The organism is Xanthomonas campestris pv. badrii (genome assembly GCF_012848175.1).
In the GTDB taxonomy this organism is placed as follows: domain Bacteria; phylum Pseudomonadota; class Gammaproteobacteria; order Xanthomonadales; family Xanthomonadaceae; genus Xanthomonas; species Xanthomonas campestris_C.
Genome location: NZ_CP051651.1, coordinates 4,891,076 through 4,915,156, shown reverse-complemented (window position 1 = coordinate 4,915,156; position 24,081 = coordinate 4,891,076). Strand labels below are relative to the sequence as shown.

Sequence of the window (24,081 nt, the reverse complement as noted above, 5' to 3'; positions counted from 1 at the left end):
TGCCGGCATCATGACGATCCCTGTGGAGGGCACACCCATGAGCACGAACCAATCTCCCTGCGCGCCGATGCGTGTATCGCGCCAACTTGCGCGCAGCCGTGACTGCAACGCGGGCCTGCCCGCATGAGCCGTCAACTCGTCGGTGAGTTGATTTCCGAAGCGGTGGCGATGTTCATCATCATCGCGCTGGGCGATTCGGTGGCGGCGATGTACGTGCTGTACGACCCCAGCCCGTACCAGAATGCGTATTGGGGAGTGTGCATCGCCTGGGGCCTGGCGGTCACGCTGGCCATCTACGTCACCGGCGCGGTCTCCGGCACCCACGCCAATCCCGCGGTGACCCTGGCGCTGGCGCTGTTCCGTGATTTTTCCTGGAAGAAGGTGGTGCCGTACTGGATCGCGCAGGTGATCGGTGCATTCCTGGGCGCGGCCATCGTCTACCAGCTCTACGGGCCGGTGATCGATCACTTCAACCAGGTGCAGCAGCTCACCCGCCAAGCCGGTGGTGCCGCCGGGGTGTTCTTCACCGCTCCGGGTCTGGCGGTCACGCCGATGCACGCCTTGGTCGACCAGATCATCATGACCGCGTTCCTGATCTTCGGCATCTTCGCCATCACCGAGCGCTTCAATGAAGCCGCACCGGGAGCCAATTCCGGCGCGTTGATGATCGGCCTGCTGGTCGCCACGCTGGGTGCCTCGATGGGGTATCTGGAAGCCTGGGCGATGAATCCGGCACGCGATTTCGGCCCCCGTCTGTTCGCCTACTTCGCAGGCTGGGGCGAAGCCGCCCTGCCGGCAAAGGACAACTACTGGTGGGTGCCGATCGTCGGGCCGTTGATCGGCGGGCCGATCGGCGCGCTGGCATATCAGTGGCTGATCCTGCCGTTCCTGCCGGCACGTGTGCGGCACCTGCAGGGCGACACGCCGCCGCTGGATCCGCGCTGATCGCCGTACCTTTCAGCACGCCTGACCGCTTGCACCAATCGCCGCCGCCGGCGTGCCATTCGTGCAGCGTCACCCAGTTGCACCGACCACTCTCGCCGTGCGCCAACGCCGGCATTGTTTGAGGACTCTTCGATGGAAAAGCAATACGTCCTGGCGATCGATCAAGGCACCACCAGCTCGCGCGCGATGTTGTTCGATCGCCAAGGCAAGGTGGCCGGCGTGGCGCAGCGCGAATTCGGGCAGATCTTTCCGCAGCCGGGCTGGGTGGAGCACAACCCGCGCGAGATCATGACCAGTGTCTACACCACCATTACCGAGCTGCTCAACAACGCGCAGATCGATGCGCGCGCGATCTCCGGCATCGGCATCACCAACCAGCGCGAAACCGCGGTGGTGTGGGACAAGGCCACCGGCCAACCGATCTACAACGCCATCGTCTGGCAATCGCGGCAGACCAAGGACATCTGCACCCAGCTGAAAGAGGCCGGACACGAGCAGATGGTGCGCGACAAGACCGGGCTGCTGATCGATGCGTATTTTTCCGGCACCAAGGTCAAGTGGATCCTCGACCATGTCGAAGGTGCGCGCGAGCGCGCACGCAACGGCGAGCTGGCCTTCGGCACCATCGACAGCTGGCTGATCTGGAACCTCACCGGCGGCAAGGTGCACGTCACCGACTACACCAATGCCTCGCGCACCATGATGTTCAACATCCACACTTTGGAGTGGGATGCCGAACTGCTGGAGATGCTGGACGTGCCGGCGCAGATGCTGCCGCAGGTACGCTCCTCCAGCGAGGTCTACGGCATGACCCAGACCCAGTATTTCTATGGCGAGCAGGTGCCGATCGCCGGCATTGCCGGGGACCAGCAGGCCGCATTGTTCGGCCAGGCCTGTTTCGAACCGGGCATGGCGAAAAACACCTATGGCACCGGTTGTTTCATGCTGATGAATACCGGCGACAAGGCGGTGGCCTCCAAGGCCGGGCTGCTGACCACCATCGCCTGGGGCATCGACGGCAAGGTGGAATATGCACTGGAAGGGGCGATCTTCGTCGCCGGTTCGGTGGTGCAGTGGTTGCGCGATGGCCTGCGCATGCTCGGCAAGGCCAGCGACTCGCAGGCCTATGCCGAGCGTGCCGGCGACAACGATGGCGTGTATCTGGTGCCGGCCTTCGTCGGCCTGGGCGCGCCTTACTGGCGCAGCGATATCCGCGGCGCGGTGTTCGGCCTGACCCGCGGCACCAGCAAGGAACACTTCGTCCGCGCGGCGGTGGAGTCGATGGCGTATCAGACCCGCGACGTGCTCACCGCGATGCAGAGCGATTCGGGCATCGAGTTGAAGGAACTGCGCGCCGACGGTGGCGCCATCGCCAACGACTTCATGGCGCAGTTCCAGAGCGACATCCTCGATGTGCCGGTGCTGCGCCCGGAAGTGGCCGAAACCACGGCACTGGGAGCGGCCTATCTGGCGGGGCTTGCGACCGGGTTCTGGAGCAGCCGCGAGGAAATCGCCAAGCAGTGGGCGGTGGATCGTCGTTTCGAGCCGGCCATGGCCGAGGACAAGCGCGAGCAGCTGTATGGCGGTTGGCAGCAGGCGGTGGAAGCGACGATGGGTTTCCGAATCAGCTGAGTGATTCAACCGCGCAGACGCTGCCTGCATTTAGCCGACGCGCAGGTCATGCATCTTTGAAACGCAGATTGCCGGCCTGCAGCCTGCAGGCCGGCGATCAGTCACAGACTTATTGGCCGCCGGTATTGGCGCGGCCGGCGATGGTGTCCGGATCCCAGTGTTCCTTGATCAGGCCCTTCTCGATGCGGAACATGTCGAACCAGGTGGTGGTGTAGGTCTGCCCGGGGTTACGCGGGTCCGGCAGCGTGCGCACCGACACCAGCGTGACCAGGTCATGGTCGGCGGTGATCGCCACCAACGGCAACTGCACGCGTGCCTGTACCGGCGTCGGCGGCACGAAGGCGGTCAGGAAGGCGATGAAGGCATCGCGTCCGTTGGCCACATTCGGGTTGTGCTGGATGTAGTTCTTGTCCATGTACATCGGTGCGTACTGCACCTGGCCTGCCTCGAACACGATGCGCCAGAAGTCGTAGACCAGGCGCTTGTTGGCAGTCTCGTACCAGTTGGAGCCGATCAGCATCTTTTCGTGGTTGGGGTTGGCGGTCACCGCAGTCTGCGCAAACGCCGCCATCGGTGCGGCCAGCATGATCAGCAACAAAGCACGAGAAAACAGGTTCTTGTTCATGGGAATCTCCTCGGGTGGAAGGGGCCTTGCGCCCGCGGGGGAATCGGCACACGGCTCATGGTTGGGGATTGACGCGTCCTTGCTCAGACAGCGACCGCCACGCGTCTGGACCACCCTACCGATCACGTTCGTTGCCGCGCTAGCCACCCGAAAGTGCACCAGGACACTTTCACACGCTCTGGTAATCAAAGAATTACCTTCAATGCGGCCACCTCAGGCCTTCGCCAACGCGACCAACGGCAGCCCTGCGTAGTTTTCTGCAATGGTCGTGCGCCCGGCCTCGCTGCCGAGCAGGTAGTCCAGCTCGGCGGTGCGGACGCGCGCGGTAAAGCCATCTTCGTTGTCGAAGCTGTGCAGCAGCGTGGTCATCCACCACGAAAACCGCTCCGCCTTCCACACCCGCTGCAGCGCCAGCGCCGAATACTGCTGCAAGCCGTCGGCATTGCCAGAGACCTTCCAGCGCGCGAATAGCTGTGCAAGCAGCCCGACATCGGCCAGCGCAAGATTCAGCCCCTTGGCACCGGTGGGCGGCACGATATGCGCGGCATCTCCGGCCAGGAACAGGCGCCCGTACTGCATCGGCTCGGCCACGAAGCTGCGCAATGGCGCAATGCTCTTCTCGATCGACGGGCCGGTGACCAGTTGCTCTGCCAACGTTGCCGGCAAGCGGGCGCGCAATGCATCCCAGAATGCCGCATCGCTCCATGCCTCCACGCGCGCGTCGGCCGGTACCTGCACGTAGTAGCGGCTGCGCGTGGGCGAGCGCATCGAACACAGCGCAAATCCCAGGCGGTGGCGTGCATAGATCAGCTCGTCGTGCACCGGTGGCGTGTCGGCAAGTACGCCGAGCCAGCCGAACGGGTACACCCGCTCGTACAGGCGCAGACGGTCGGCAGGAATGCTGGCACGGCTGACGCCATGGAAGCCGTCGCAGCCGACGATGTAGTCACAGGCAACGCGCACACGGCTGCCCTCATGGATGAACTCCACGCTGGGCGTGGCGCTGTCCAGCGCGTGCAGCGTGACCTCGCGTGCGCCGTAGTAGGTCGGCGCATCGCTGCGCTGCCGCGCCTGCATCAGATCGGCAGTGACCTCGGTCTGGCCATACACCGTGACCCCGCGACCGCAACTGCGTAGCAGATCGATGCGCTCGCGCCGGCCATCGAGCGACAGTTCGAAGCCATGATGCGGCAGACCTTCACGCTGCAGACGTTCGCCCACACCGGCGCGTTGCAGCAACTCCACACTGCCCTGCTCCAGCACTCCGGCGCGGATGCGCCCCAGTACGTGTTCTGGCGTCTGCCGCTCGACGATGAGGGTGTCGATGCCGGCACGCAGCAACAGCTCTCCCAGCAGCAGGCCGGATGGCCCGGCACCGACGATTGCAATTTGCGTCCGCATGGCGCGCTCCTGCCTTCAATGACCAGACCTGCAGTGTCGGTAGCCAACGGGCGCCATTGAAGGGATGATTGCGCGCAGTGCTTGGACTTTTCGACGATGCCCACACGCGCGCGCCAACTCACTGCAACCAGTGCCGTTCCGGCGTTCGGCCTATACGGCGAGCAGCACGCCGATGCACCGGAGCTGCTGCATTGGGAGTCGATCGCCGCGCGCAGCCGTCTGCACGACTGGCACATCGACCCGCATCGGCATGAAGACCTGGCGCAACTGCTGTATGTGCAGCGCGGGCCGGCAACGCTGCAACTGGATGGGCGCACCCAGCGCCTGCGTGGCGCCACGCTGGTGTGGCTGCCGCCGCTGTGTGTGCACGGGTTCGCATTCGACCCGCGCGTGCGCGGCCACATCATCACCTTGTGCATGCCGCTGGTGCGCAGCGCGCTGGACGCGGCACCCGTGCTGCAGCCAGGCCTGGCACGGCCGGCGGTGCTGCAGGCCAACGCCTCGCGGACATTGCTCGACCTGCTGTTCGACAGCATTGCCAATGATCACATGCATCGGCGTGTGGGACACGCCGCCGCACTGCAGGCCGCCGCAACGCAATTGGTGATCTGGACTGCTCGCACGGCCTTGCAAGGCCTGCACGACGCAGCGGACGCCAGCCCACAGGCAGACCCTGCCCTGCGCCACCTGCGTGCCTACCAGGCATTGATCGACCAGCACTATCGTGCGCACTGGCCGATCTCCCGCTATGCCGACCACTTGGGCCTGACCCCGGGCCATCTCAACGCACTATGCCGTCGCCTGGCCAATGCGTCGGCGCTGGAACTGCTGCAACGCCGGATCATGCTCGAGGCCCGCCGCAGCCTGCGCTACACCAGCCTGAGCGTGCAGCAGATCGCTGCCACGCTTGGATTTTTCGACGCTGCCTATTTCAGCCGCTATTTCGCGCGGCACGCAGGCTGCTCGCCAACGCAGTTCCGCGCGGACGCGTAGACGCGCGCAGCAACACCGGACGGGCACGTGCGTCGCACCCCGTCATGGCCGCTGCAGCGAAAGCCAGCAGCCATGTCGCTGCCCCGGCTTGCATCGACACCAGGCACCTCGGTGCAGGCGCAGGCGCTCAGAACGGGTACTGCGGCACCTCGTTCTTGATCGTCAGCCACTGCCAGTGCGTGTACTGCTCCCAGTCGGCCGGGCCACCAACGCTGGTGCCGTTGCCCGACGCACCGGTACCCCCAAACGGGTTGATCACCTCATCCACCACGGTCTGGTCGTTGATGTGCAGCAGGCCCGGATGCAGGCGCTCGCCCAGGGCCATCGCGCGCGACACCGAGGCCGACATGATCCCGGCGGCCAGGCCGTACTCACCGTGGTTGGCCATCTGCGCAGCTTCTTCATCGGTATCGAACACGGTGATATTGATCACTGGCCCGAACACCTCTTCATCGAACACGCGCATGCCCGGGCGCACGTTCGACAGCACGGTGGCCGCATAGAACAGCCCTTCGTTGGTTCCGCCGGCTTCCACCACCGCGCCGGCGGCCACACTGTCGGCGACGATGTCGATCACCCGTTGCAGCTGGCGCTGGTCGATGATGGGGCCCAGGGCCACGGTGCCGCTGACCGGGTCGCCCACCGGCATATGCCGTGCTTTTTCCGCCAACCGCTGGGTCAGCGCATCGGCCACACTGCGTTGAACCAAGACCCGGCCGGTGGCCATGCAGATCTGTCCCTGGTGCAGATAGGCACCGAAGGCGATGGCCGAGGCGGCGCGATCCAGATCGGCATCGTCGAGCACGATCACCGCGTTGTTGCCGCCCAGTTCCAAGGCCACTTTTTTCAGGTGTCGCCCGGCAATTTCGCCGATGCGGCGGCCAGCCGCAGTGGAGCCGGTGAAGGCGATCATCGGGATATCCGGCGACTCCACCAGTGCCTGGCCGATCTGCGCATCGCCATTGAGCACGTGCAGCAAGCCCTTGGGCAGGCCGGCTTCTTCCAGCACCTGCGCGATGATCACTCCGCCGGTGTAAGGGGTGCGCGGGTCGGGCTTGAGGATCACCGCGTTGCCCATGGCCAGCGCCGGCGCCACCGAGCGCAGCGACAGGATCAGCGGAAAATTGAACGGCGAGATCACCGCCACCACGCCCAGCGGCAGATGCCGGGCAAGGCTGAGTTGGCCTGAAGCGGTTGGCAGCACCTGGCCCACCGCCTGCAGCGGCAACCCGGCGGCCTGTTGGTAGAACACCACGGCTTCATCCACTTCGCGCTGGGCCTTGGGCAGGATGCCACCGGTTTCGCGTGCGATCAGCAGCGCAGCTTCGGCACTGCGCGCCTGCATCACCTGGGCGGCGCGATGAAAGATCGCGGCGCGCTCGCGCGGCGAGGTGGCAGCCCAGGCGCGCTGTGCCTGCTTGGCCTGCGCCACGGCAGCCGCCACGTCGTCCAGATCGGCCTTGCTGACCTCGTGCAGCAAGCCACCGGTGGCCGGCTCATGGATCGGCAGGCTGCCGCCGTGGCCGGGCACCCACTCGCCATTGAAAATGCAGCCGTGCCAAGCGGGCGTATCGATCGCAGCGACCGCTGCGCTGGGAAGAGCATTCATGGTCTAGCCTCCTGCTACAAGCATTGGGGGAAAGGACGGGTGGGAGAACTACAGCGTGGTGGATGCCAGCCCGCCATCGACCGGCAGGGTGATGCCATTGATCCAGCGCGCGGCATCCGATGCCAGGAACACGATGGCCTCGGCCACCTCGTCGGCATACGCCGGGCGGGTCATGCGCTTGGCATCTTCCTTGACGCGCTCCTCGCCCAGCATCGCGGCGAAGTCGCCCAGGATCGGGGTGAACACCGGCCCGGGAGACACGTTGTTGACGCGGATGCCGCGCTCGGCAAACCAGGGGCGCGATTGCAGCAAGGTCCACACGATCAAGGCTTCCTTGAAATACTGGTAGCAGGTGTCGTGGGCCACCGGATGCGCGGCCAGCCAGGCAGCGCCGGCCTGGAAACTGTCGGCGGCGGCCAGCTGCTTGTGCAGCTCCAGTCGCTGCGGCCACTCCGCGCCAAGGATCGAGGCGACGTTGATGATGGCACCGCCCGGGACGATGCGCGGCAGCAACGCGTGGCTGAGATGACGCAAGCCCAGGTAATTGACGCGTGCCACCGCATCCAGCGGCGCGGTGCCGGGCACACCTGCCACATTGGCCAGCGCATCGATACGTTCCGGCAAGGCGCTGACCAGCGCATCGATCGACGCCGGGTCGCCCAGGTCGGCCTGATGAAAGCCGTGCAGCGTCATCTGCACCGGCGTGCGATCCACCCCGATCACCGTGGCGCCATGAAACCGCGCCAGCCGTGCGACCTCTGCGCCGATGCCCGAGGCCACACCGGTCACCACGATCGTCTTGTTCTGCAAATTCATTGCCACCCTCCGAAGGAGCCGGATGTACCGGCGCTAGAACACATGGACGTACTGCAGGTTGACGTTGTTGCCGGAGGCCGCATTCCTGACCTCTACCGGCAGGTAAAGATTGGCAAACAGCATGTTGCTGGCATCCAGCCGCCACGCGCCGCCCGGACCGGCGTAGAAGATGCGTTGCCGGCTGTCGGGCACGCGCTGGCCATTGGTGCGGTTGTCGCGGAATTGGGTGAGGTAATAGGCGTTGACGCCCAGCCGCACATCCGGCGCCACTTCCCAGGAAGTGGCGAAGTTGATCCAGCCCGCATCGCCGGCCTGCCCGTTACGGAAGTCGAATCCGTCGGGCAGATTCGGCCGGCGCTCGCTGCGGAAGTTGTAGACGTAGTTGAGGCGTGCGCTGATTTCCCACTTGGGCGTGGGCAGCACGGTGAAGGCGTAGTTCGGCACCAGCGACCAGTAGCCGGCGCCCTGGTTGAGATCGCGGTCGCGGTCGAACTTGCCGACCGGTGCCACGGCATCGATCTCGAAACGCTGCGAAAACACTGGCCGCCCATTGCGCATCACCGGCAGCATCTGCAGGTACGGGCCGAAGGTCAGGTCGCCGACGCCGGCGCCGTTGTCGCGCAGGGTGACGATGCTGTTGCGCCCGAAGGACGCGTCCAGATTGATCAACGGCACCAGCGTATTGATGCCCAGTGCCCCACCGAACAGCGTGTACGGCGTGACGTAGGCGACCTGGGTCAGCAGCAGGGTGGAATCGATCCGCGGGTTCTCGAACACCGGGACATCGTTGCCACGCGCGTCCTTGATCGCATCCAGCGAGGTCTGGCGCAGATAGGTCACCACGGCCCAGCCGGGCGTGGTGCGGGTGAAACCATCCAGAAAACTTGTCCCGCCGGTATTGAGCCCGTTGGTGAGCGCCGCACTCTGCGGCACGCCCTGTGCGAGCGCTGCACCAGTGGCAAGCAATGCCGCCGCCCCAAGCGTTGCGCGGACCTGCCACGACGCTCTTGCACCACCTGCCCAGCGCATCTCCAAGGATCGACTCACTGCGGACATCTCCAGCGTTGGGAGGGAACAGCGGGCCTGCCACAGGGCAGGTGTCAGGCAGGGGCAATCCCCGCGCTACGCACAGCACGTGCAGTTGCAATAGAAGTGGACAAAGGCCGCCGGCTACGTGGCCGGCAGGCGCGGCCTACGGCGTGTCCAGCCGATCCAGACGATCGAGCGCGCGCAGCAGCGGCGCCTCGCTGGTGCCGAGCACTGCGCTGAGCTGCCGCTCCATGCGCAGCACCTCGGCTTCGGCTTCGGTCAGCAGGGTGATGCCGGCCGGCGTCAGCGACAGATGCTGCATGCGCCGGTCCTGCTGCCCGCGCACCTGCCGCAACAGCCGGCGCTTGACCAGCCGTGCCACCACGATGGCCAGGTTCGGCGGCGATACGTGCAACACATCGCCGATCTGGCGTTGATTGATTCCCGGGTTGCCGTCCACCAGCATCAGCAAGGAGAAATCGACCGGCTTCAGATCGAAGGCCGCCACGCACTCCTGGAACATTCGCCGCACCAACAACTCGGTGCGGGTGATGCGATACCCCAGCAGCCGCAGCAGGCGCGCCTGGTCCACCTCGGTGACGGGATCGGGCAACGGTGCAACAGCGGCGGTAGCGGGCATGACGGTTCTCGCGACAAAGGCAGCAGGCGGACCGGCACGCGCGGGGCACCCGGTCCGCAACGCCGATCCCCGGCGTGCACCGCATTGTAGACGCGGCCAGGCCCGCCGATGTGGACGTGCAGGCCGCCGTTGCCTGCCGGAGTCGCGCGCCGTGCCAACGCTGCGCCAGCCCCCGCGTCCACGCGCAGGCCCGGCAGCGGCGTAGCGGCGCTGCAGCATGCGAGGGACGGCGGTGATCCAGGCACGAAGTGGACATGGTTCCGGTCGGCAAGTGATTGCGTTCCGGGATAGTTATTGAACATAACTACATTGCCAAGCTGCAGTGCAGCATGGTCGCGCCCGCTAGGCGAGACGGTGCCGGGTATGGGCCGGGACAGCGATCGGCAGGCTGCATGGTGGGCCGGGCGGTGCAGTGCGATCGGGCGCGGGGCGTGGCCGGGGTCAGCCGTCGGTGGCCTGCCGATCGGCAAGGATGCGCAGGCGGGCACGCGCCGCACACCGGACGGGCATGCAGCACCACCCGCAGCGGGGCACGGCCAGATCAGGGCAGCCAGAGTTTCTCGAGATCGCGAAAGCCCCAGTCGCTCGGGGTTTCCATCTTTTCGATCCGGTCCTGGCAGTCCGGACGCGACAGGTCGATGTCCTGCAACAGCACATGGCTGCGCAGCTTGGCCGAGTAGAACACCCGCACCTTCGGTTTGAGCAGGGCGTCCGGGGTCTGTTCGATCACCACGGCCAGCTTCTGCGATTCCAGCCGCACCAGCGAACCAACCGGATAGATCCCCAGCCGGCGCACGAACGCCTGGAAGATCACCGGGTCGAAGTGGCCTTTCCACGAGGCCATCTGCTTGAGCGATTCGGCCGGATCCCAGCCGCGTTTATAGGGGCGGTCGGAACTGATGGCGTCGTAGACATCGCAGACCGCGCCCATCCGCGACATCAGCGAGATCTCTTCGCCGACCAGCCGGCTGGGATAACCGCTGCCATCCATCTTTTCGTGATGATGCAGGGCGATTTCCAGCACCACCGCGTTCTGCACGCCGCCGGCCACCAGCAGGCGATGGCCATCCAGCGGATGCTGGCGCATGACCTCCATTTCTTCGTTGGTGAGCCGGCCCGGCTTGTTGAGGATGTCCAGCGGCGTCACCGCCTTGCCCATGTCGTGCAGCAGGCCACCCATCGCCGCTTCCACCACCTGCGCATCGGGCAGGCCGAGCTGGCGGGCGAGCCCGCTCATCAGCCCGGCCACGGCCATCGAGTGCAGATAGGTGTAGTCGTCGGCGGTCTTGAGCCGCGCCACGCTGATCAGCGCCTGCGGGTGACGCAGCACCGAATCGTTGATGGCTTCCACCAGCGGCATGGCCGCCTCGGTGTCGACGGTACGGCCGAGCCGCACGTCGCGAAACATCTCCTCCACGGTGTCGCGCCCATCTTCGAAAATGCGCCGCGCGCGCACCACTTCGGCCTCGATGCCGACCTGCGCAGTGACGCTGCTGGTGCGCAGCGCGCGCGTGCTGGATGCCGGCTCCGGCGGCTCCGGCTCCGGTTCCGGTGGCGTGGCATCGGCCGCTTCCGTTTCCGGCGTCCCCGCGTCCACATCCAGCCCACGCGCGGTGTCGATCACCAGTTGCTCGATCCGGCTGCCGTGGATCTTGTCCACGTCGTCCGAATCGACCAGGAACGAGGTTTTCCAGAACGGATGGTGCACCCACGCGCCCAGCAGCTTGTAGACATACATGCCGGGGCGAAGTTGGTCGGAGTCGATGGTTCTGAGCATGCCGGCGCTGGTGTGCACGATGTTCGCGGAAGAGTCCGCCATGGGCATGGCGGTCTTCGGAAATATCGGCAGCCGGCACGATTTCTTTGGTCCGCCGATGCGTCCTGGACAGGCGCAATCACGCAGTCGCGCGCAGCGGGCTGAGCAGTTCAGCGATCCGGCAAGCGCATCGCCACCACGGCGGCGGCGGCGAACAGCAGCGGCACGGCGCAGGCCAGGTACAACCGGGCCGGTGTCCACCCGGCGTCCAGCAATACGCCCGCACACAGAGGCGACAGGATCGCGCCCAAGCGGCCCACGCCGATCGCCCAGCCCATGCCGGTGGAGCGTACGGCCGCCGGGAACACCACCGGCGCCACTGCATACAGCCCTCCCATGGCGGCGGTCAGTGCCGCACCGGTGAGCAGGGCCGTCACGAACGCCCAGCTCAGCACCGCGCTGCTCACCCCGAACGCGAGCATCGCCAGCGCCACCAGGATCAGCGCACCCGCAGTGAGCCGCGACAGCCGCGCGCGCAGCGCCAGCCAACTGAACAGCAAGCCGCCCGCGATACCGCCCAGATTCAACAGCACCCCGCCGGTCACGCCCTGGGCGGCGGACAGCCCCGCCGTTGCCAGCAGCTTGGGCGTCCAGCTGAGCACGAAGTAGAACGAGAACATCAACAGGAAGAACGCCCCCGCGATCAGCAGCGACTGCCGCCGCACCACCCCGACGAACAGCGCGGCATAACCCTGCCTGGCCGCCTGTACCGGTGGCAGCGGCAGTTGCGGCGCTGCCGGCATCCCCATCCGCGCCAGCACTGCGTTGAAGCGGGTGTGCGCGTTCGGCGGCCGGCGAGCCATCAGGAACTCCAGCGACTCCGGCAGAAAGGCAAGCACCAGCGGCACACACACCAACGAGCCCAGCGCGCCGAGCACGAACACCGACGGCCACGACCAGTGCTGCAACAGCAGCGCCGCGATCGCCCCGCCCACCGTGGCGCCCACCGGGTAACCGGTGGCCTGCAGCACCGTGGCCGTGCTGCGCCAGCGCGCGGTGGAATACTCCGCAGCCGTCACCGCCACGCAGGCCAGCATGCCGCCGATGCCGATCCCGGTGAACGCCCGCAGCGCCCCCAGTTGCCAGGCGTTGCCGGCCAGCGCCGAGGCGCCCATGCCCACGGTGAGGATTGTCAGGCAGATCAGCGTCAGGGCGCGGCGGCCGATACGGTCGGCCAGCGGCGCCAGCACCAACGACCCCACGGCCATGCCCACCAGTCCGGCACTGAACAACACCCCCAGCCACTTTCCCGACAGTTGCCAATCCGCCGACACATGCGGCGCGGTGAACGCCATCGCCATCACGTCGAAACCGTCGAGCATTGTCAGCAGCACGCAGATCGCCACTGCCCGCCACTGAAAGGGCGTCATGCGCTCCAGCACGAAGGGCGCAGGCGTCGAGGTGCTTTGGAGCATCGGGGTGTCCTGTGGAGAAGGGAGTGGTCTTGCGGGGCGTGATACGGGTGGTCGTGCATCGCCAGCGACTTGCGCGGCGCTGCGATGACGGCGAGCGGGAGAACACGATGTTCGCGTCGCTCCGGCACTCGCCGCCGCATCGCAACTGCACGCACGCTAGGCCGATCGCAGGCACGGTTCAAGCCGGATCACCGCAGTGCTGTGCGCTTATCGGACGTGACGGGATCGGGCTTCGCTTGGGCGAGCACGCGTTCGGGGCGCGCTATCGATTTCACGCATCGCAGCGACGTCCATCGCTGCGATGCGTGAAGTCGATAGCCAGTCGCGACGCTGCCGCAAAGGGACACCAAGACGGTCGCGACGCCATTGCGTTGCCTGACCGCGACACACTGCGGCTGCCAGCCAACAACACCGCGATACGCGTGCGGTTCCTACTACGCAACAATGCAGTCACTGCGGTCTGCGATCGCAGCCTTGCACAACAGCGGCACGCGCCCACCGCTTCATGATCCTGCCGGCGTACAGGCCGCTGCCGGCAGCATAGCGCCGCGCGCGCAGATGCACCTCTGGCGTAAGACCTGGGCCCTTCCGCAGCCACCACCACGGCCCGGGTATCATCCACACCGTGTCCGCACCTGGCGGCACGCTGACTTGCCGGAGACTACCGTGACCCCGATTCGCCCGTTTCTGGACCACACCCCGCAACTGGGCGAGCGCGTCTACATCGACCCGGCCTGCACCATCATCGGCAAGGTGAGCCTGGGCGACGATGTGTCGGTGTGGCCGGGCACGGTGATCCGCGGCGACGTCAACCATGTGCAGATCGGCGCGCGTACCAACGTGCAGGATGGCACCATCATCCACGTCAGCCACCACAGCCCGTTCAACAAGGCCGGCTACCCGACCGTGATCGGCGCCGACGTCACCGTGGGCCACGGCACCATCCTGCATGCCTGCAGCATCGAAGACCTGTGCCTGATCGGCATGGGCGCCTGCGTGCTGGATGGAGCCACCGTCAAACGCTACGGATTTGTCGGTGCAGGTGCAGTGGTCGGCCCGGGCAAGGTGGTCGGCGAGGCAGAGTTGTGGCTGGGCAACCCCGCCCGCCTGGCGCGCACGCTCAGCGACAAGGAAATCGAAAGCCTGCATTACTCGGCCCAGCATTATGTGCGGCTCAAGGATCAGTACCTGGGCATCGCCAGCGCGCGCTGACCCGTTGTCTGCCGTGTGAACGCATGGCAGAATCTGCGCCCTGCGGCGTGGGGACGCTGCCATCGAATGGATTCGACCTGATGCACACGTCCGTTGTCATGCGCGGCCTGCTGGCCGCCTGCCTGCTTGTCGCAAGCCCGCTGCTGCTCGCCGTACCGGCCGAGGCCGCGGACCAGGCGCAAGTGCTCTCTGCGCTGCAGTATCACGACGGCCATATCGCCGTGCCGCAGGCCAAGGCGCACTTCGATCTGGACCCGGCCTTCCGTTACCTCGACAAGGCCGATACGCGCCGCGTGCTCGAGCAGCTGTGGGGCAACCCGCCCGACGACAGCGTGCTGGGCATGATCGTGCCGCGCACGCCTGCGCTGGATGCACCGGACAGCTGGGCGGTGGTGGTGACCTATAGCGATGAGGGCTATGTGTCCGACGAGGACGCCGCCAGGATCGATTACAGCGAATTGCTGGAACAGATGCAGAAGGGTACCGCCGAGGACAACGCCGCACGGCGCGAACAGGGGTACGGCACGGTCGACCTGCTCGGCTGGGCCGTGCCGCCGCGCTACGACGCCGGCAGCAAGAAGCTCTACTGGGCAAAGGAACTGCGCTTCGATGGCGCCCAGCAGCACACCCTCAACTACGACATCCGCGTGTTGGGGCGCAGCGGCTATCTCAGCCTCAACGCCGTCGCCGGCATGGGCCAGCTCGAGCAGGTGCGTCAGGGCATGCAGCAGCTGCTGCCGATGACCGAGTTCGACCAGGGCGCACGCTATGCCGACCACAACCCGTCCACCGACAAGATCGCCAGCTATGGCCTGGCCGGTCTGATCGGTGGTGGCCTGGCGGCCAAGGCCGGGCTGTTCGCCAAGCTGGGCCTGCTGCTGGCCAAGGGCTGGAAGCTGGTGCTGTTCGGCGTGCTGGCGCTGGGCGCCGGCATCAAGCGCGTCTTTGCCGGGCGCAAGGCCAACGCCAACGGGTGAGCGCGCGTCGACGCTGCCGATGCCGATCCACATCGGCACCTTGCCCGGCAAGACCGGGCAGATCGCAGCGCTTGGGGGCGATGAGCGCAAGGCCTGCGCTGCTTCGGTGGGCTAGGTCGTCGGCGTAGCGCCCTGCCCGATTCCCTTCTCCACCGTTGTCTTGAGTCGCCTGCAAGCACCAGGCAACGCACTCGAACCACGGCGCGATCCTTCGGCCACCTTGAACTACGCCAGCCTTGGCCGCAGGCAGAGGCGCAGCGCCCCAACGTTCAAGGCTGCGTCGCACGCTCCAGGGCAGCCAGCATCGCCAATGCCTGCGTGCGCGAGTTGCCGCACATCTCCACTGACGGACGCAGGCTCGCGCAGACCGCCGGCCGGCTCGGCTGCCCGAACAGGCGGCAGCCCAACTGCGCATCCAGTTGCACGCAGGGCACCCCGGCCGGCTTGCCCTGCGGCATGCCCGGAATCGGCGAACTGATGGAGGGGGCGATGCAGCAGGCGGCACAGCCCGCGCGGCAGGACACAAGGGCGCTCATGCGCACAGTCTAAACCGCCCACGCTCGCGGGCAGTGGCAATGCATCGCCGATGTTACGCACAGGGGTGAACCGTTCCGCGCAGGATTATTGGCCGGTTGCTCGACGGTATCGCCCGTGCGTTCGCTACATTTCAGCGACGCGTGGGCGCGACAGCTGCGTGCTACCGTGCGGGATCATCCGAGCGCGCCTTGACGGTTGCAGCAGCAACAGTCCTGGCGCGGTCTAATTGCCAGCCACCGCTCGCCTTTGTCGTTGAATCCGCCATGCCCGAATACCGCTCCAAGACCTCCACCCACGGCCGCAACATGGCCGGCGCGCGCGCGTTGTGGCGCGCCACCGGCATGAAGGACGGCGACTTCCACAAGCCCATCATCGCCATCGCCAACTCGTTCACCCAGTTCGTGCCGGGGCATGTGCACCTGAAGGATCTCGGGCAGTTGGTGGCGCGCGAGATCGAGCGCGTCGGCGGGGTGGCCAAGGAGTTCGACACCATCGCCGTGGACGACGGCATCGCGATGGGCCACGACGGCATGCTGTATTCGCTGCCCAGCCGCGAAATCATCGCCGATTCGGTCGAATACATGGTCAACGCGCACTGCGCCGATGCGCTGGTGTGCATTTCCAACTGCGACAAGATCACCCCCGGCATGTTGATGGCTGCGCTGCGGCTCAACATTCCCACCGTGTTCGTCTCCGGCGGCCCGATGGAAGCCGGCAAGACCAAGCTGGCCGAGCACAAGCTCGACCTGATCGATGCGATGGTGATCGCCGCCGACGACAGCGCCTCCGACGAAAAGGTCGCCGAATTCGAACGCAGCGCCTGCCCCACCTGCGGCTCGTGCTCGGGCATGTTCACCGCCAACTCGATGAACTGCCTGACCGAAGCGCTGGGGCTGTCGCTGCCGGGCAACGGCACCGTGGTGGCAACGCACGCCGACCGCGAACAACTGTTCCTGCGTGCCGGACGCGCCGCAGTAGAACTGTGCCACCGCTGGTATGGCGGCGAAGATCCCACCGCATTGCCGCGCGGCATCGCCACCTTCGACGCCTTCGAAAATGCGATGACGCTGGATATCGCCATGGGTGGCTCGACCAACACCATCCTGCACCTGCTCGCCGCCGCGCAGGAGGCCGAAGTGCCGTTCGACATGCGCGATATCGACCGCTTGTCCAAGCGCGTACCGCAGCTATGCAAGGTGGCGCCGAATACACCGAAATACCATATCGAAGACGTGCATCGCGCCGGCGGCATCATGGCCATTCTTGGCGAGCTGGCACGCGGCGGCTTGCTGCACACCGATGCAGCCACCGTGCATGCGCGCACCCTGGCCGATGCCATCGCGCAATGGGACATCACCCAGACCGACGATGACAAGGTGCACACGTTCTACAAGGCCGGCCCGGCCGGCATTCCCACCCAGATTGCCTTCAGCCAGGCCACGCGCTGGGACTCCCTGGATGCCGACCGCAGCGACGGCTGTATCCGCGACGTGGCGCATGCGTTCTCGCAGGAAGGTGGCCTGGCCGTGCTGTACGGCAATATCGCCCGCGACGGCTGCGTGGTGAAAACCGCCGGCGTGGATGAATCCATCCACGTGTTCGAAGGCAATGCACGTGTGTACGAGAGCCAGGACGCAGCGGTCAAAGGCATCCTGGCCGACGAGGTGGTCGCCGGCGACATCGTCGTGATCCGCTACGAAGGTCCCAAGGGCGGCCCCGGCATGCAGGAGATGCTGTACCCCACCAGCTACCTGAAATCCAAGGGCCTGGGCAAGCAATGCGCCCTGCTCACCGACGGCCGCTTCTCCGGCGGCACCTCGGGCCTGTCGATCGGCCACGCCTCACCGGAAGCAGCCGCAGGCGGCGCCATCGGCCTGGTGCGTGATGGCGACAAGATCCTGATCGACATCCCCAACCGCTCGATCAATCTGCTGATCTCGGACGCGGAACTCGCCCTTCGTCGTGCAGAGCAGGATGCCAAGGGCTGGAAGCCGGTGGAGCTGCGCCCACGCAAGGTCACCACCGCGCTGAAGGCGTATGCGTTGCTGGCGACCAGCGCGGACAAGGGCGCGGTGCGGGATAAGGCGTTGTTGGACGGTTGAGGCATTCGGCCGACTGCACTAGCGTCGGCTGATATTTCCGTCTGCATGCAGCACATCGGCAGCGGAGCAGCACCTGCGACCCAAGAGCGAAGGCACCACCGCCGGCAAGTCCGCCTCACCCATCGCCGCCCGTGAGGCCGGGCCCATCCAGCGGATTGCGCACCGCAGACGCACCGCGGCCCAGTGCATGCGTATAGATCTGGGTAGTGGCCACATCCTAGTGACCCAACAGCTCCTGCACGGTGCGGATATCGTGGCCGGCTCCAGCAGATGCGTGGCGAACGAATGTCGCCAAGGTGTGGCAGGTGGCCGGCTTGGCGATGCCGGCGCGGCGCCGCGCCACCTGCACCGCACGCTGCAGAATTTCTTCGGACACGTGATGCCGACCCCACCTGCCACTGCGCGGATCGCGCGATTGGCGCGCAGACGGAAACAGGTATTGCCACCCCGGCTCCGCATCCGCATTGGGATATTTCCGTGCCAGGGCATGCGGCAGGAACACCCGCCCGGTACCGGCCGCAAGATCGGCGGCATGCACCGCCAGCGCGCGTTCGCGCTGACGCAGGAGCGCATCTCGAAGGCTGAGCGGTAGCGGCACCCGGCGGTCCTTGCCGCCTTTGCCATCGCGCACCACGATTTCCCCGCGTGCGTCGTCCACATCCTTGATGCGCAGCCGCAGGCATTCCATCAACCGCATCCCGCTGCCGTAGAGCAGGCTGGCCATCAGCCAACACGTACCCTCCATCCCCGCCAGCAGGCGTGCAACTTCCTCCCGCGCCAGCACCACCGGGATGCGCCTGGGCCGCTTGGCACGCACCAGATGTTCCATCCGCGGCAGCTCGATACGCAGGACCTCGCGGTAGAGAAACAGCAACGCAGCCAGGGCCTGGTTCTGCGTCCCCGCAGACACCTGAGCATCGGTCGCCAGGCGGGTAAGAAACGCCTCGACCTCCGCCTGCCCCATCTGCGCCGGATGGCGCTTGCCGCTGGCCAGGATGAACCGCCGTATCCAGCTGAGGTACGCCTGCTCGGTGCGCAGGCTGTAGTGCCGAACGCGCAGGCGTTCACGCACCTGGTCGAGTAACCGGGGCCCTGGGGATGCGGTTACGCCGTACGTTTTTTTGGTGTATTTCATACGCCTGGACAGCATGGTCGCGCCCGCTTGCCATCGTGCAGCCCGTGATCCCGGCTAGGATTTCCCCCATTCACAAGGCCCCAACGATCGAAGATACTCCATGCAACGCCGCATTTCGGCGGTCCAATAGTAGTTAGCCCGCAGGAGACTTGGTTATGCGATTCGGATTATTCGCTGGTCTGTTGTTAGCTGCCTCGGCCAGTTCTGCGCAGTCGGTGCATGTCTATGATGGGTACTTGAAAGGTGAGGCGTATGTTGCGCAGTCACCTTCCACTCGATCAGCCTATGTAATGGGCGTTGTAGACGGGCTGTTGAGCTCTGGGTTCTACGGAGCATCTAAGGAAGAGGTGGGGAAGGTTCATGCATGTACTTCTGAAATGAGCAGCGAAGTATTACGAGACGTTGTCGATAAGTATCTGCTAGCCAACAAAGATGTCTGGGGCGACCCCATGAATGTTCTCGTGTCGAACGCGCTAGTGGGGGCTTGCCCTGTGATGCGGCCAGGTGGTGGCTAACTATTCATTCAAGCCGACGCCGCTTCTCGGCGCGGCTTAACTCAGGTGTTAGATGGTAATGGCACCACGCCCGTACAATACCTCCCAAGGCATTCTCGTTACAGCAGTATCTGTCGCTGGGACGCTTGCTGCGTTGTTCCTATTGCTGCGTGTTGGCTTCAGCTGGCCCCTCTTCCTGGTAAGCATCCTCGCTGGCTTGGCTAGCGTGTATGGTCTCTGTCGGACTTGGAGAGCACCATTTACTTATCGCGTAGCCTTGCGCTTCGTCGCCAACTTGTCGCTTTTCACTGCGTTGCTCTCTGTCCTTTGGGCGGTGAGATCATGAAACTGCCATCTAACCATTCATTCAAGCCGAAGCCGCGTCGCGGCTCGGCTTAACTCAGGCGTTAGGCGGTGGTGGAGCAAATGCGTTGGCGGGGGCAGCTTCGGTGAGTTCGCAGGCGTGCATGCGGTTGGCTCCGGACAGCAGTCATCGCCGTTACGGGTTGCGGCAAGTTCGGTGCTTCGCCTTGGCACGTCGTTCCCGCGCTGCGCTCGGTGCACTTGGCTTCGGTAGCATCACGCGCCGCTGCATCGCTGGGCAAGCTCCATCCCGCAAGCTGTGGCACACTTGGTCCAGGCGGCAGTGCTGGGGAGCATGGTTGCACCATCCAACCTTTGCGGCCACTCACTGCCTAACAACTCATTCAAGCCGAAGTTGCTTCGCAACTCGGCTTAATTCAAGCGTTAGCGCTCAACGAGACATTATGGCGAGTGTTCCAGCAGATGTTCACGCACGCATCCTTGCCAAAGCGCGGGAAGAATGGCCCGATGACTTTGACATGCAGAAACACACGCTAGAAAAACAGATTGACGCCTATCTCGAGCTCAATCAATTTTACTCAAGCCTTGACCCGAGTGATTTCGTCAACGGCATCTTCTCTTCAGCTTTCACGGAATGGGACGGTGACTACGACATGCAACTACACACGGTCAAAAAGCAGTTTAATGCCGCTCGAGAGTTTTTCCAGTATGAGAATGCTCGCGTGCCTAAAGACGTGCTTGATGGCATTCGCACCAGGGCATTCGCGGAGTGGCCAGATGACTATGACATGCAATTGCATACGCTCAACAAGCAAGTTGCCGCGTGGTTGTCTCTCAATGGCTAGGCGCAAGATTGAGCACTAACAATTCATTCAAGCCGAACCCACTTTGCGGGTCGGCTTAATTCAAGCGTTAGACAGCATAGACAAATCGTCGAAACACTTCTGTGTCTCTCAGAGGCGGCCTCCTGAGACTGATGATGACGGGCCTGTTCTATGTTGCAGCTGGACCAGTTAGCTTTGTCGCTGGATTCCTTGTTTCAGAAGCTTGTTCCGTTCTTTCACATCTCATCCAAAAGGAGGGTACTCATATGATCAATAAGGCTCAGGAGATGCTTCGGTCATTTGTCGTTCGTACTAAGAAGGCTGTCATTGCTTCTCGGGAGTCCCGCCTCCCTTACAGGCCAAGCCTGCTGATGAGCTCGTGGAACTCGAGCGAAAAGGGGCGAGAGAGATGCTGCCTAACAATTCATTCAAGCCGAACCCGCTTCGCGGGTCGGCTTAATTCAGGCGTTATACCTCAAAAGGAGTTGCACAGATGTTTGCAAAATCAGTCGAAGAAATCTTTTCAGATGAGATCATTAAGCGTGTTATCGGTCATGGCCACCAAGTTGACGATGGCGACCGAGGAAATTACGAGGGGAGCATTATAAGTGTCGACCGCGAAGAGCCCGAGTACTCCTGTGAAGAACCACCGGAGAGTATTGTGGTTCGGATCAAAGGCACGTGCGTTGTGCAGCACACTGACTCGGACGGCGAGGACCATGACAGCGACTGGGACATAGAAATTGAGGCACGAATAATCGTAGTACCTACATCTCACGACATCACAAGCTCTGAAATTCGCGCGCGTATCAACATCGATATTATCGATATCGCCCTCACTAGTCAGGAATAGGATAGCCAAGTAGGCCATACGGATTGATGTATAACAGTTCATTCAAGCCGAACACGCTTAGCGTGTCGGCTTAATTCAGGCGTTAGCCAGAACATGACAGACGACTCTTCCAGTCCTTCCGAAATCAAGAACAAAGCAATCGACTACGTAGCAGCTGGCGCAAAGTCGATTCTTGGCGCAGTCCCATTTGCTGGATCGCTGCTGGTTGAACTCGCCAGCACAATCATTCCTAATCAAAGAATTGAAAGAATCTCAAAATTTGCCGCCGCGTTGGATAGGCGAATCAACCAGTTGGAAGAGAATTTTATTCATCGTCGTTTCTTTGACGAAAAATTTGTAGAACTCACAGAAGAAGCAATGCGACAGGCGGCACGCTCGACAAGCGATGAGCGAAGAGAGTACCTAGCCTCTCTAGTTGCACACAGCCTTACGGAAGAGGAAGAAAGCCAAAACGACTCTCGTCATCTTCTTCGAATTCTCGGTGAGATTAACGACGTTGAAATAATCTGGCTTCGTTCATTCATTGGGTCATATATCGGCGCTCCAGATGAGTTCTGGAAGACCCACGAATCAGTCTTGCAGCCGGCTAGGGCCTACATGGGCGCACCCCAAGTCGAACAAGACCGGCACACTCTCCAAGAGAGCTACAAATCACACCTGGAAAGCCTTGGATTGCTTCAACGAGATCTTAGGCTAGATCGCAATAAGCAGCCCGAGATCGACGCATTCACTAAAAATTTCTCGTACCACTCGCCCAGCACAACTCCACTTGGAAGAATGCTTTTGAACGTCATTGGCTTGGGTCCAAATGAAGAGAGTGCTAGCTAACAGTTCGTTCAAGCCGATGCCGCTTCGCGCCACGGCTTAACTCAGGCGTCAGCTTTCACTAAGTGAACGGAGATAACTTGAAACTTTTAATACCTTCGTCCAAGCAGTTCAAAAGTTGGACTATGCCAAATAGAATTGGCTATGTTGGAGCTGCAATTGGAATATTTGTAGGCTCAGTCCAGCTGATTATCTGGACTATTAGTGTTTACCAATGGCTGGAACCCGCTCCATCGAAGCTGAGTGCTCAAGACCTCCTCACCATTGATCAGAATCCGACTAAATTAGAAATAACGAGGGTAGAAAAAGAAAGAAACAGCTCCAACGATGAATTAGTAACTTTTACTATAAAAAACACATCTAATGTGACCGCAAAAAATGTCAGAGTAGAATTTTATAATTATGACTCTAATAAATCCCCATATGGTGATGAATTTGCTAACGGCTATAATGGTAGTGGAGTAGATATTCGCGCTGGAGAAACTCGTAAGTACAAAGTAGCGTTACTAAGCGACTACGAAAACTTCTTTAACCCTGATGACTCAGGCGCACCCCTTCTAAGGGTTTCAACAGAAATTCAATCTGAACGACCATTTGAGTTAGAAGCACTTGCCTGTGGAGTAATCAATGGTGATATACCTCCTTGTACTTTCAGTACCTCGGGCAGGTCTACGGTTGTAGATATTAGATATGGCTCTATCTTTGGGCAAAAGTACCACGTACTAACTCAGTTCTATAATACTTTTCTCAAGGGTGAAGTTAAGTTTCTACCAAAGCTAACAATGCGCTGAAGCAAGGACGCAGCATAGCTGCGCCGCTTAGCTTGTCGTTAGACCGTGGTGGAGCAAGCACGTCGGCGGGCGAGCTTCGGTGAGTGGGCTGGCACACATGCGGTCAGCCCCGGGCGGCAGTCACCGCTGTTATGGGTTGCGGTGAGTCCGGCGCTTCGGCTTCGCACGTTGTGGGCGCGCTGCGCTCATTGCACTTGGCTTCGGTGGCACCGCGCCACGGCATCGCTGGGCAAGCTCCATCCCACAAGCTGCGGCACACTCGGTCCAGGCGGCAGTGCTGGGGAGCATGGTTGCACCATCCAACCTTTGCGGTCACTCGCTGCCTAACAATTCGTTCAAGCCGACACCGCTTCGCCGGTCGGCTTAATTTAGGCGTTAGCCCTCTCATGAAGCTCATCGCGGAAAAAGCTCGGGAAAAGCGACAAAGTTGATCGACTTCGGTTTGTCCGGGCCGACGGCAGCGAAACCCAGTGCGCCATGCCACGCCAAGGTACATTGCCCCACGATTTGATCCACTACATCGTGGAGTCCGCATTGCCGCTCCGGCATGGCTTCCTCAGCCAGGTAGCCGCCGGTTCGGATGCGGGTTTCGTCATGCAGGCGGTCCACGATCCGAGCAACCGATCCGTGGAAACCGAAGCCGTCCAGGCGGAGGCGATCGTGGAGGCTCTCCAGACCCAGCTCTGGGGTGGCGCCCTCGACCGTGATTCTTTCTTTCAAGCCGCGCAGCTGGCGTCAGCATCCCGGAATCAACCTGCGTTCGATTTCGGCGATATCGATCCGGCACTCCCTTACCAGCGAGCGCTTCAGCTGCTAGAACACTGGAATCTCGTGCCCTTCCACCAGAGCATGCAGCTGGTGTTCGACCCCCGCGAGGGCTAACAACTCGTCCAAGCCGACGCCGCTTCGCGGCGTAGCTCGACTCAGGTGTTAGGCGGTGGTGCAGCAAGTCGGTTGGTGGATCCGGCTTCGGTAACCTTGCGGATACGCATGCGGTCGGCTCCGGATAGCAGTCATGATCGTTGCTCGTGTCGATAGGTCTTGTGCGTCGCTCTCGCACGTCGTTGCCGTGCAACACTCCTTGCG

At 63.2% G+C, this 24,081-nt stretch carries 20 protein-coding genes and 1 pseudogene; 11 read left to right on the top strand and 10 right to left on the bottom strand.

Going from position 1 to position 24,081, the window contains the following annotated elements; all coding sequences use genetic code 11:
- Positions 1 to 123: 123 nt before the first annotated feature.
- Both HG421_RS20830 and glpK read left to right on the top strand, forming a co-directional pair.
- The gene (locus tag HG421_RS20830) at positions 124 to 945 is read left to right on the top strand and encodes an MIP/aquaporin family protein (RefSeq protein ID WP_169708003.1); all 822 of its coding nucleotides are present in this window, start codon (positions 124 to 126) and stop codon (positions 943 to 945) included.
- 132 nt (positions 946 to 1,077) lie between these two features.
- Positions 1,078 to 2,577, top strand: a complete 1,500-nt coding sequence (gene glpK, locus HG421_RS20825; RefSeq protein ID WP_169708002.1) for a glycerol kinase GlpK — start codon at positions 1,078 to 1,080, stop codon at positions 2,575 to 2,577.
- A 109-nt stretch (positions 2,578 to 2,686) separates the two neighbouring features.
- Here glpK and HG421_RS20820 read toward each other — a convergent pair whose 3' ends face one another.
- Both HG421_RS20820 and pobA read right to left on the bottom strand, forming a co-directional pair.
- Positions 2,687 to 3,202 carry a nuclear transport factor 2 family protein gene (locus HG421_RS20820; RefSeq protein WP_169708001.1) on the bottom strand — a complete coding sequence of 172 codons (516 nt, stop codon included), beginning with the start codon at positions 3,200 to 3,202 and terminating at the stop codon, positions 2,687 to 2,689.
- Positions 3,203 to 3,415: 213 nt separating this feature from the next.
- Positions 3,416 to 4,603: a 4-hydroxybenzoate 3-monooxygenase gene (pobA, locus tag HG421_RS20815; RefSeq protein ID WP_169708000.1), complete on the bottom strand. Its 1,188-nt coding sequence runs from the start codon at positions 4,601 to 4,603 to the stop codon at positions 3,416 to 3,418.
- A gap of 96 nt (positions 4,604 to 4,699) precedes the next feature.
- Between pobA and HG421_RS20810 the strand changes: the two genes are divergently transcribed.
- Entirely contained in the window at positions 4,700 to 5,596 is an 897-nt protein-coding gene (locus tag HG421_RS20810; RefSeq protein WP_169707999.1) for a helix-turn-helix domain-containing protein, read from the top strand.
- Between the two features lie 127 nt (positions 5,597 to 5,723).
- On the opposite strand, the gene HG421_RS20805 is transcribed toward HG421_RS20810, so the two are convergent.
- From HG421_RS20805 to HG421_RS20780, 6 genes are all read right to left on the bottom strand, one after another.
- Positions 5,724 to 7,205, bottom strand: a complete 1,482-nt coding sequence (locus tag HG421_RS20805) for a benzaldehyde dehydrogenase (RefSeq protein WP_169707998.1) — start codon at positions 7,203 to 7,205, stop codon at positions 5,724 to 5,726.
- Between the two features lie 48 nt (positions 7,206 to 7,253).
- Positions 7,254 to 8,021, bottom strand: a complete 768-nt coding sequence (locus tag HG421_RS20800; RefSeq protein WP_169707997.1) for a coniferyl-alcohol dehydrogenase — start codon at positions 8,019 to 8,021, stop codon at positions 7,254 to 7,256.
- A 33-nt stretch (positions 8,022 to 8,054) separates the two neighbouring features.
- Positions 8,055 to 9,050: a SphA family protein gene (locus tag HG421_RS20795; RefSeq protein WP_169708296.1), complete on the bottom strand. Its 996-nt coding sequence runs from the start codon at positions 9,048 to 9,050 to the stop codon at positions 8,055 to 8,057.
- A gap of 163 nt (positions 9,051 to 9,213) precedes the next feature.
- On the bottom strand, positions 9,214 to 9,690 hold the full coding sequence (locus HG421_RS20790; protein WP_169707996.1) for a MarR family winged helix-turn-helix transcriptional regulator: 477 nt from the start codon (positions 9,688 to 9,690) through the stop codon (positions 9,214 to 9,216).
- A gap of 541 nt (positions 9,691 to 10,231) precedes the next feature.
- Positions 10,232 to 11,467, bottom strand: a complete 1,236-nt coding sequence (locus tag HG421_RS20785; protein WP_169708295.1) for an HD-GYP domain-containing protein — start codon at positions 11,465 to 11,467, stop codon at positions 10,232 to 10,234.
- A 149-nt stretch (positions 11,468 to 11,616) separates the two neighbouring features.
- On the bottom strand, positions 11,617 to 12,921 hold the full coding sequence (locus HG421_RS20780) for an MFS transporter (RefSeq protein ID WP_169707995.1): 1,305 nt from the start codon (positions 12,919 to 12,921) through the stop codon (positions 11,617 to 11,619).
- 666 nt (positions 12,922 to 13,587) lie between these two features.
- Between HG421_RS20780 and HG421_RS20775 the strand changes: the two genes are divergently transcribed.
- Together HG421_RS20775 and HG421_RS20770 are read left to right on the top strand one after the other, a co-directional pair.
- A complete protein-coding gene (locus HG421_RS20775) occupies positions 13,588 to 14,133 on the top strand; it encodes a gamma carbonic anhydrase family protein (protein WP_169707994.1) in 546 nt (181 codons plus the stop codon).
- Between the two features lie 80 nt (positions 14,134 to 14,213).
- Positions 14,214 to 15,110, top strand: coding sequence for a DUF2167 domain-containing protein (locus HG421_RS20770; RefSeq protein ID WP_169707993.1), 897 nt, complete (start codon positions 14,214 to 14,216; stop codon positions 15,108 to 15,110).
- 269 nt (positions 15,111 to 15,379) lie between these two features.
- On the opposite strand, the gene HG421_RS20765 is transcribed toward HG421_RS20770, so the two are convergent.
- A complete protein-coding gene (locus tag HG421_RS20765; protein ID WP_169707992.1) occupies positions 15,380 to 15,646 on the bottom strand; it encodes a YkgJ family cysteine cluster protein in 267 nt (88 codons plus the stop codon).
- Between the two features lie 264 nt (positions 15,647 to 15,910).
- Between HG421_RS20765 and ilvD the strand changes: the two genes are divergently transcribed.
- Entirely contained in the window at positions 15,911 to 17,749 is a 1,839-nt protein-coding gene (gene ilvD / locus HG421_RS20760) for a dihydroxy-acid dehydratase (RefSeq protein WP_169707991.1), read from the top strand.
- Positions 17,750 to 17,966: 217 nt separating this feature from the next.
- Here the strand turns inward: ilvD and HG421_RS20755 are convergent, their stop codons facing one another.
- Entirely contained in the window at positions 17,967 to 18,821 is an 855-nt protein-coding gene (locus tag HG421_RS20755; RefSeq protein ID WP_248279439.1) for an integron integrase, read from the bottom strand.
- A gap of 1,324 nt (positions 18,822 to 20,145) precedes the next feature.
- Here HG421_RS20755 and HG421_RS20750 point away from each other — a divergent pair.
- The 5 genes and pseudogenes from HG421_RS20750 (at position 20,146) to HG421_RS20730 (ending at position 23,702) form a co-directional block, all read left to right on the top strand.
- Entirely contained in the window at positions 20,146 to 20,547 is a 402-nt protein-coding gene (locus HG421_RS20750) for a hypothetical protein (RefSeq protein WP_169707990.1), read from the top strand.
- A gap of 472 nt (positions 20,548 to 21,019) precedes the next feature.
- Positions 21,020 to 21,379, top strand: coding sequence for a hypothetical protein (locus HG421_RS20745; protein ID WP_169707989.1), 360 nt, complete (start codon positions 21,020 to 21,022; stop codon positions 21,377 to 21,379).
- A gap of 93 nt (positions 21,380 to 21,472) precedes the next feature.
- Complete coding sequence (locus HG421_RS20740; protein WP_169707988.1) at positions 21,473 to 22,207, top strand: hypothetical protein; 735 nt, start codon at positions 21,473 to 21,475, stop codon at positions 22,205 to 22,207.
- A 77-nt stretch (positions 22,208 to 22,284) separates the two neighbouring features.
- Positions 22,285 to 22,995: a hypothetical protein gene (locus HG421_RS20735; RefSeq protein ID WP_169707987.1), complete on the top strand. Its 711-nt coding sequence runs from the start codon at positions 22,285 to 22,287 to the stop codon at positions 22,993 to 22,995.
- A gap of 386 nt (positions 22,996 to 23,381) precedes the next feature.
- A pseudogene (locus HG421_RS20730) lies at positions 23,382 to 23,702 on the top strand (hypothetical protein).
- Positions 23,703 to 24,081 lie beyond the last annotated feature (379 nt).

Excerpts from the sequence above, each read along its gene's own strand:
- HG421_RS20830 (WP_169708003.1), top strand. The coding sequence starts at position 124 with ATGAGCCGTCAACTCGTCGGTGAGTTGATTTCCGAAGCGGTGGCGATG.
- glpK (WP_169708002.1), top strand. The coding sequence starts at position 1,078 with ATGGAAAAGCAATACGTCCTGGCGATCGATCAAGGCACCACCAGCTCG.
- HG421_RS20820 (WP_169708001.1), bottom strand. The coding sequence starts at position 3,202 with ATGAACAAGAACCTGTTTTCTCGTGCTTTGTTGCTGATCATGCTGGCC.
- pobA (WP_169708000.1), bottom strand. The coding sequence starts at position 4,603 with ATGCGGACGCAAATTGCAATCGTCGGTGCCGGGCCATCCGGCCTGCTG.
- HG421_RS20810 (WP_169707999.1), top strand. The coding sequence starts at position 4,700 with ATGCCCACACGCGCGCGCCAACTCACTGCAACCAGTGCCGTTCCGGCG.
- HG421_RS20805 (WP_169707998.1), bottom strand. The coding sequence starts at position 7,205 with ATGAATGCTCTTCCCAGCGCAGCGGTCGCTGCGATCGATACGCCCGCT.
- HG421_RS20800 (WP_169707997.1), bottom strand. The coding sequence starts at position 8,021 with ATGAATTTGCAGAACAAGACGATCGTGGTGACCGGTGTGGCCTCGGGC.
- HG421_RS20795 (WP_169708296.1), bottom strand. The coding sequence starts at position 9,050 with ATGCGCTGGGCAGGTGGTGCAAGAGCGTCGTGGCAGGTCCGCGCAACG.
- HG421_RS20790 (WP_169707996.1), bottom strand. The coding sequence starts at position 9,690 with ATGCCCGCTACCGCCGCTGTTGCACCGTTGCCCGATCCCGTCACCGAG.
- HG421_RS20785 (WP_169708295.1), bottom strand. The coding sequence starts at position 11,467 with ATGCTCAGAACCATCGACTCCGACCAACTTCGCCCCGGCATGTATGTC.
- HG421_RS20780 (WP_169707995.1), bottom strand. The coding sequence starts at position 12,921 with ATGCTCCAAAGCACCTCGACGCCTGCGCCCTTCGTGCTGGAGCGCATG.
- HG421_RS20770 (WP_169707993.1), top strand. The coding sequence starts at position 14,214 with ATGCACACGTCCGTTGTCATGCGCGGCCTGCTGGCCGCCTGCCTGCTT.
- HG421_RS20765 (WP_169707992.1), bottom strand. The coding sequence starts at position 15,646 with ATGAGCGCCCTTGTGTCCTGCCGCGCGGGCTGTGCCGCCTGCTGCATC.
- ilvD (WP_169707991.1), top strand. The coding sequence starts at position 15,911 with ATGCCCGAATACCGCTCCAAGACCTCCACCCACGGCCGCAACATGGCC.
- HG421_RS20750 (WP_169707990.1), top strand. The coding sequence starts at position 20,146 with ATGGCGAGTGTTCCAGCAGATGTTCACGCACGCATCCTTGCCAAAGCG.
- HG421_RS20745 (WP_169707989.1), top strand. The coding sequence starts at position 21,020 with ATGTTTGCAAAATCAGTCGAAGAAATCTTTTCAGATGAGATCATTAAG.
- HG421_RS20740 (WP_169707988.1), top strand. The coding sequence starts at position 21,473 with ATGACAGACGACTCTTCCAGTCCTTCCGAAATCAAGAACAAAGCAATC.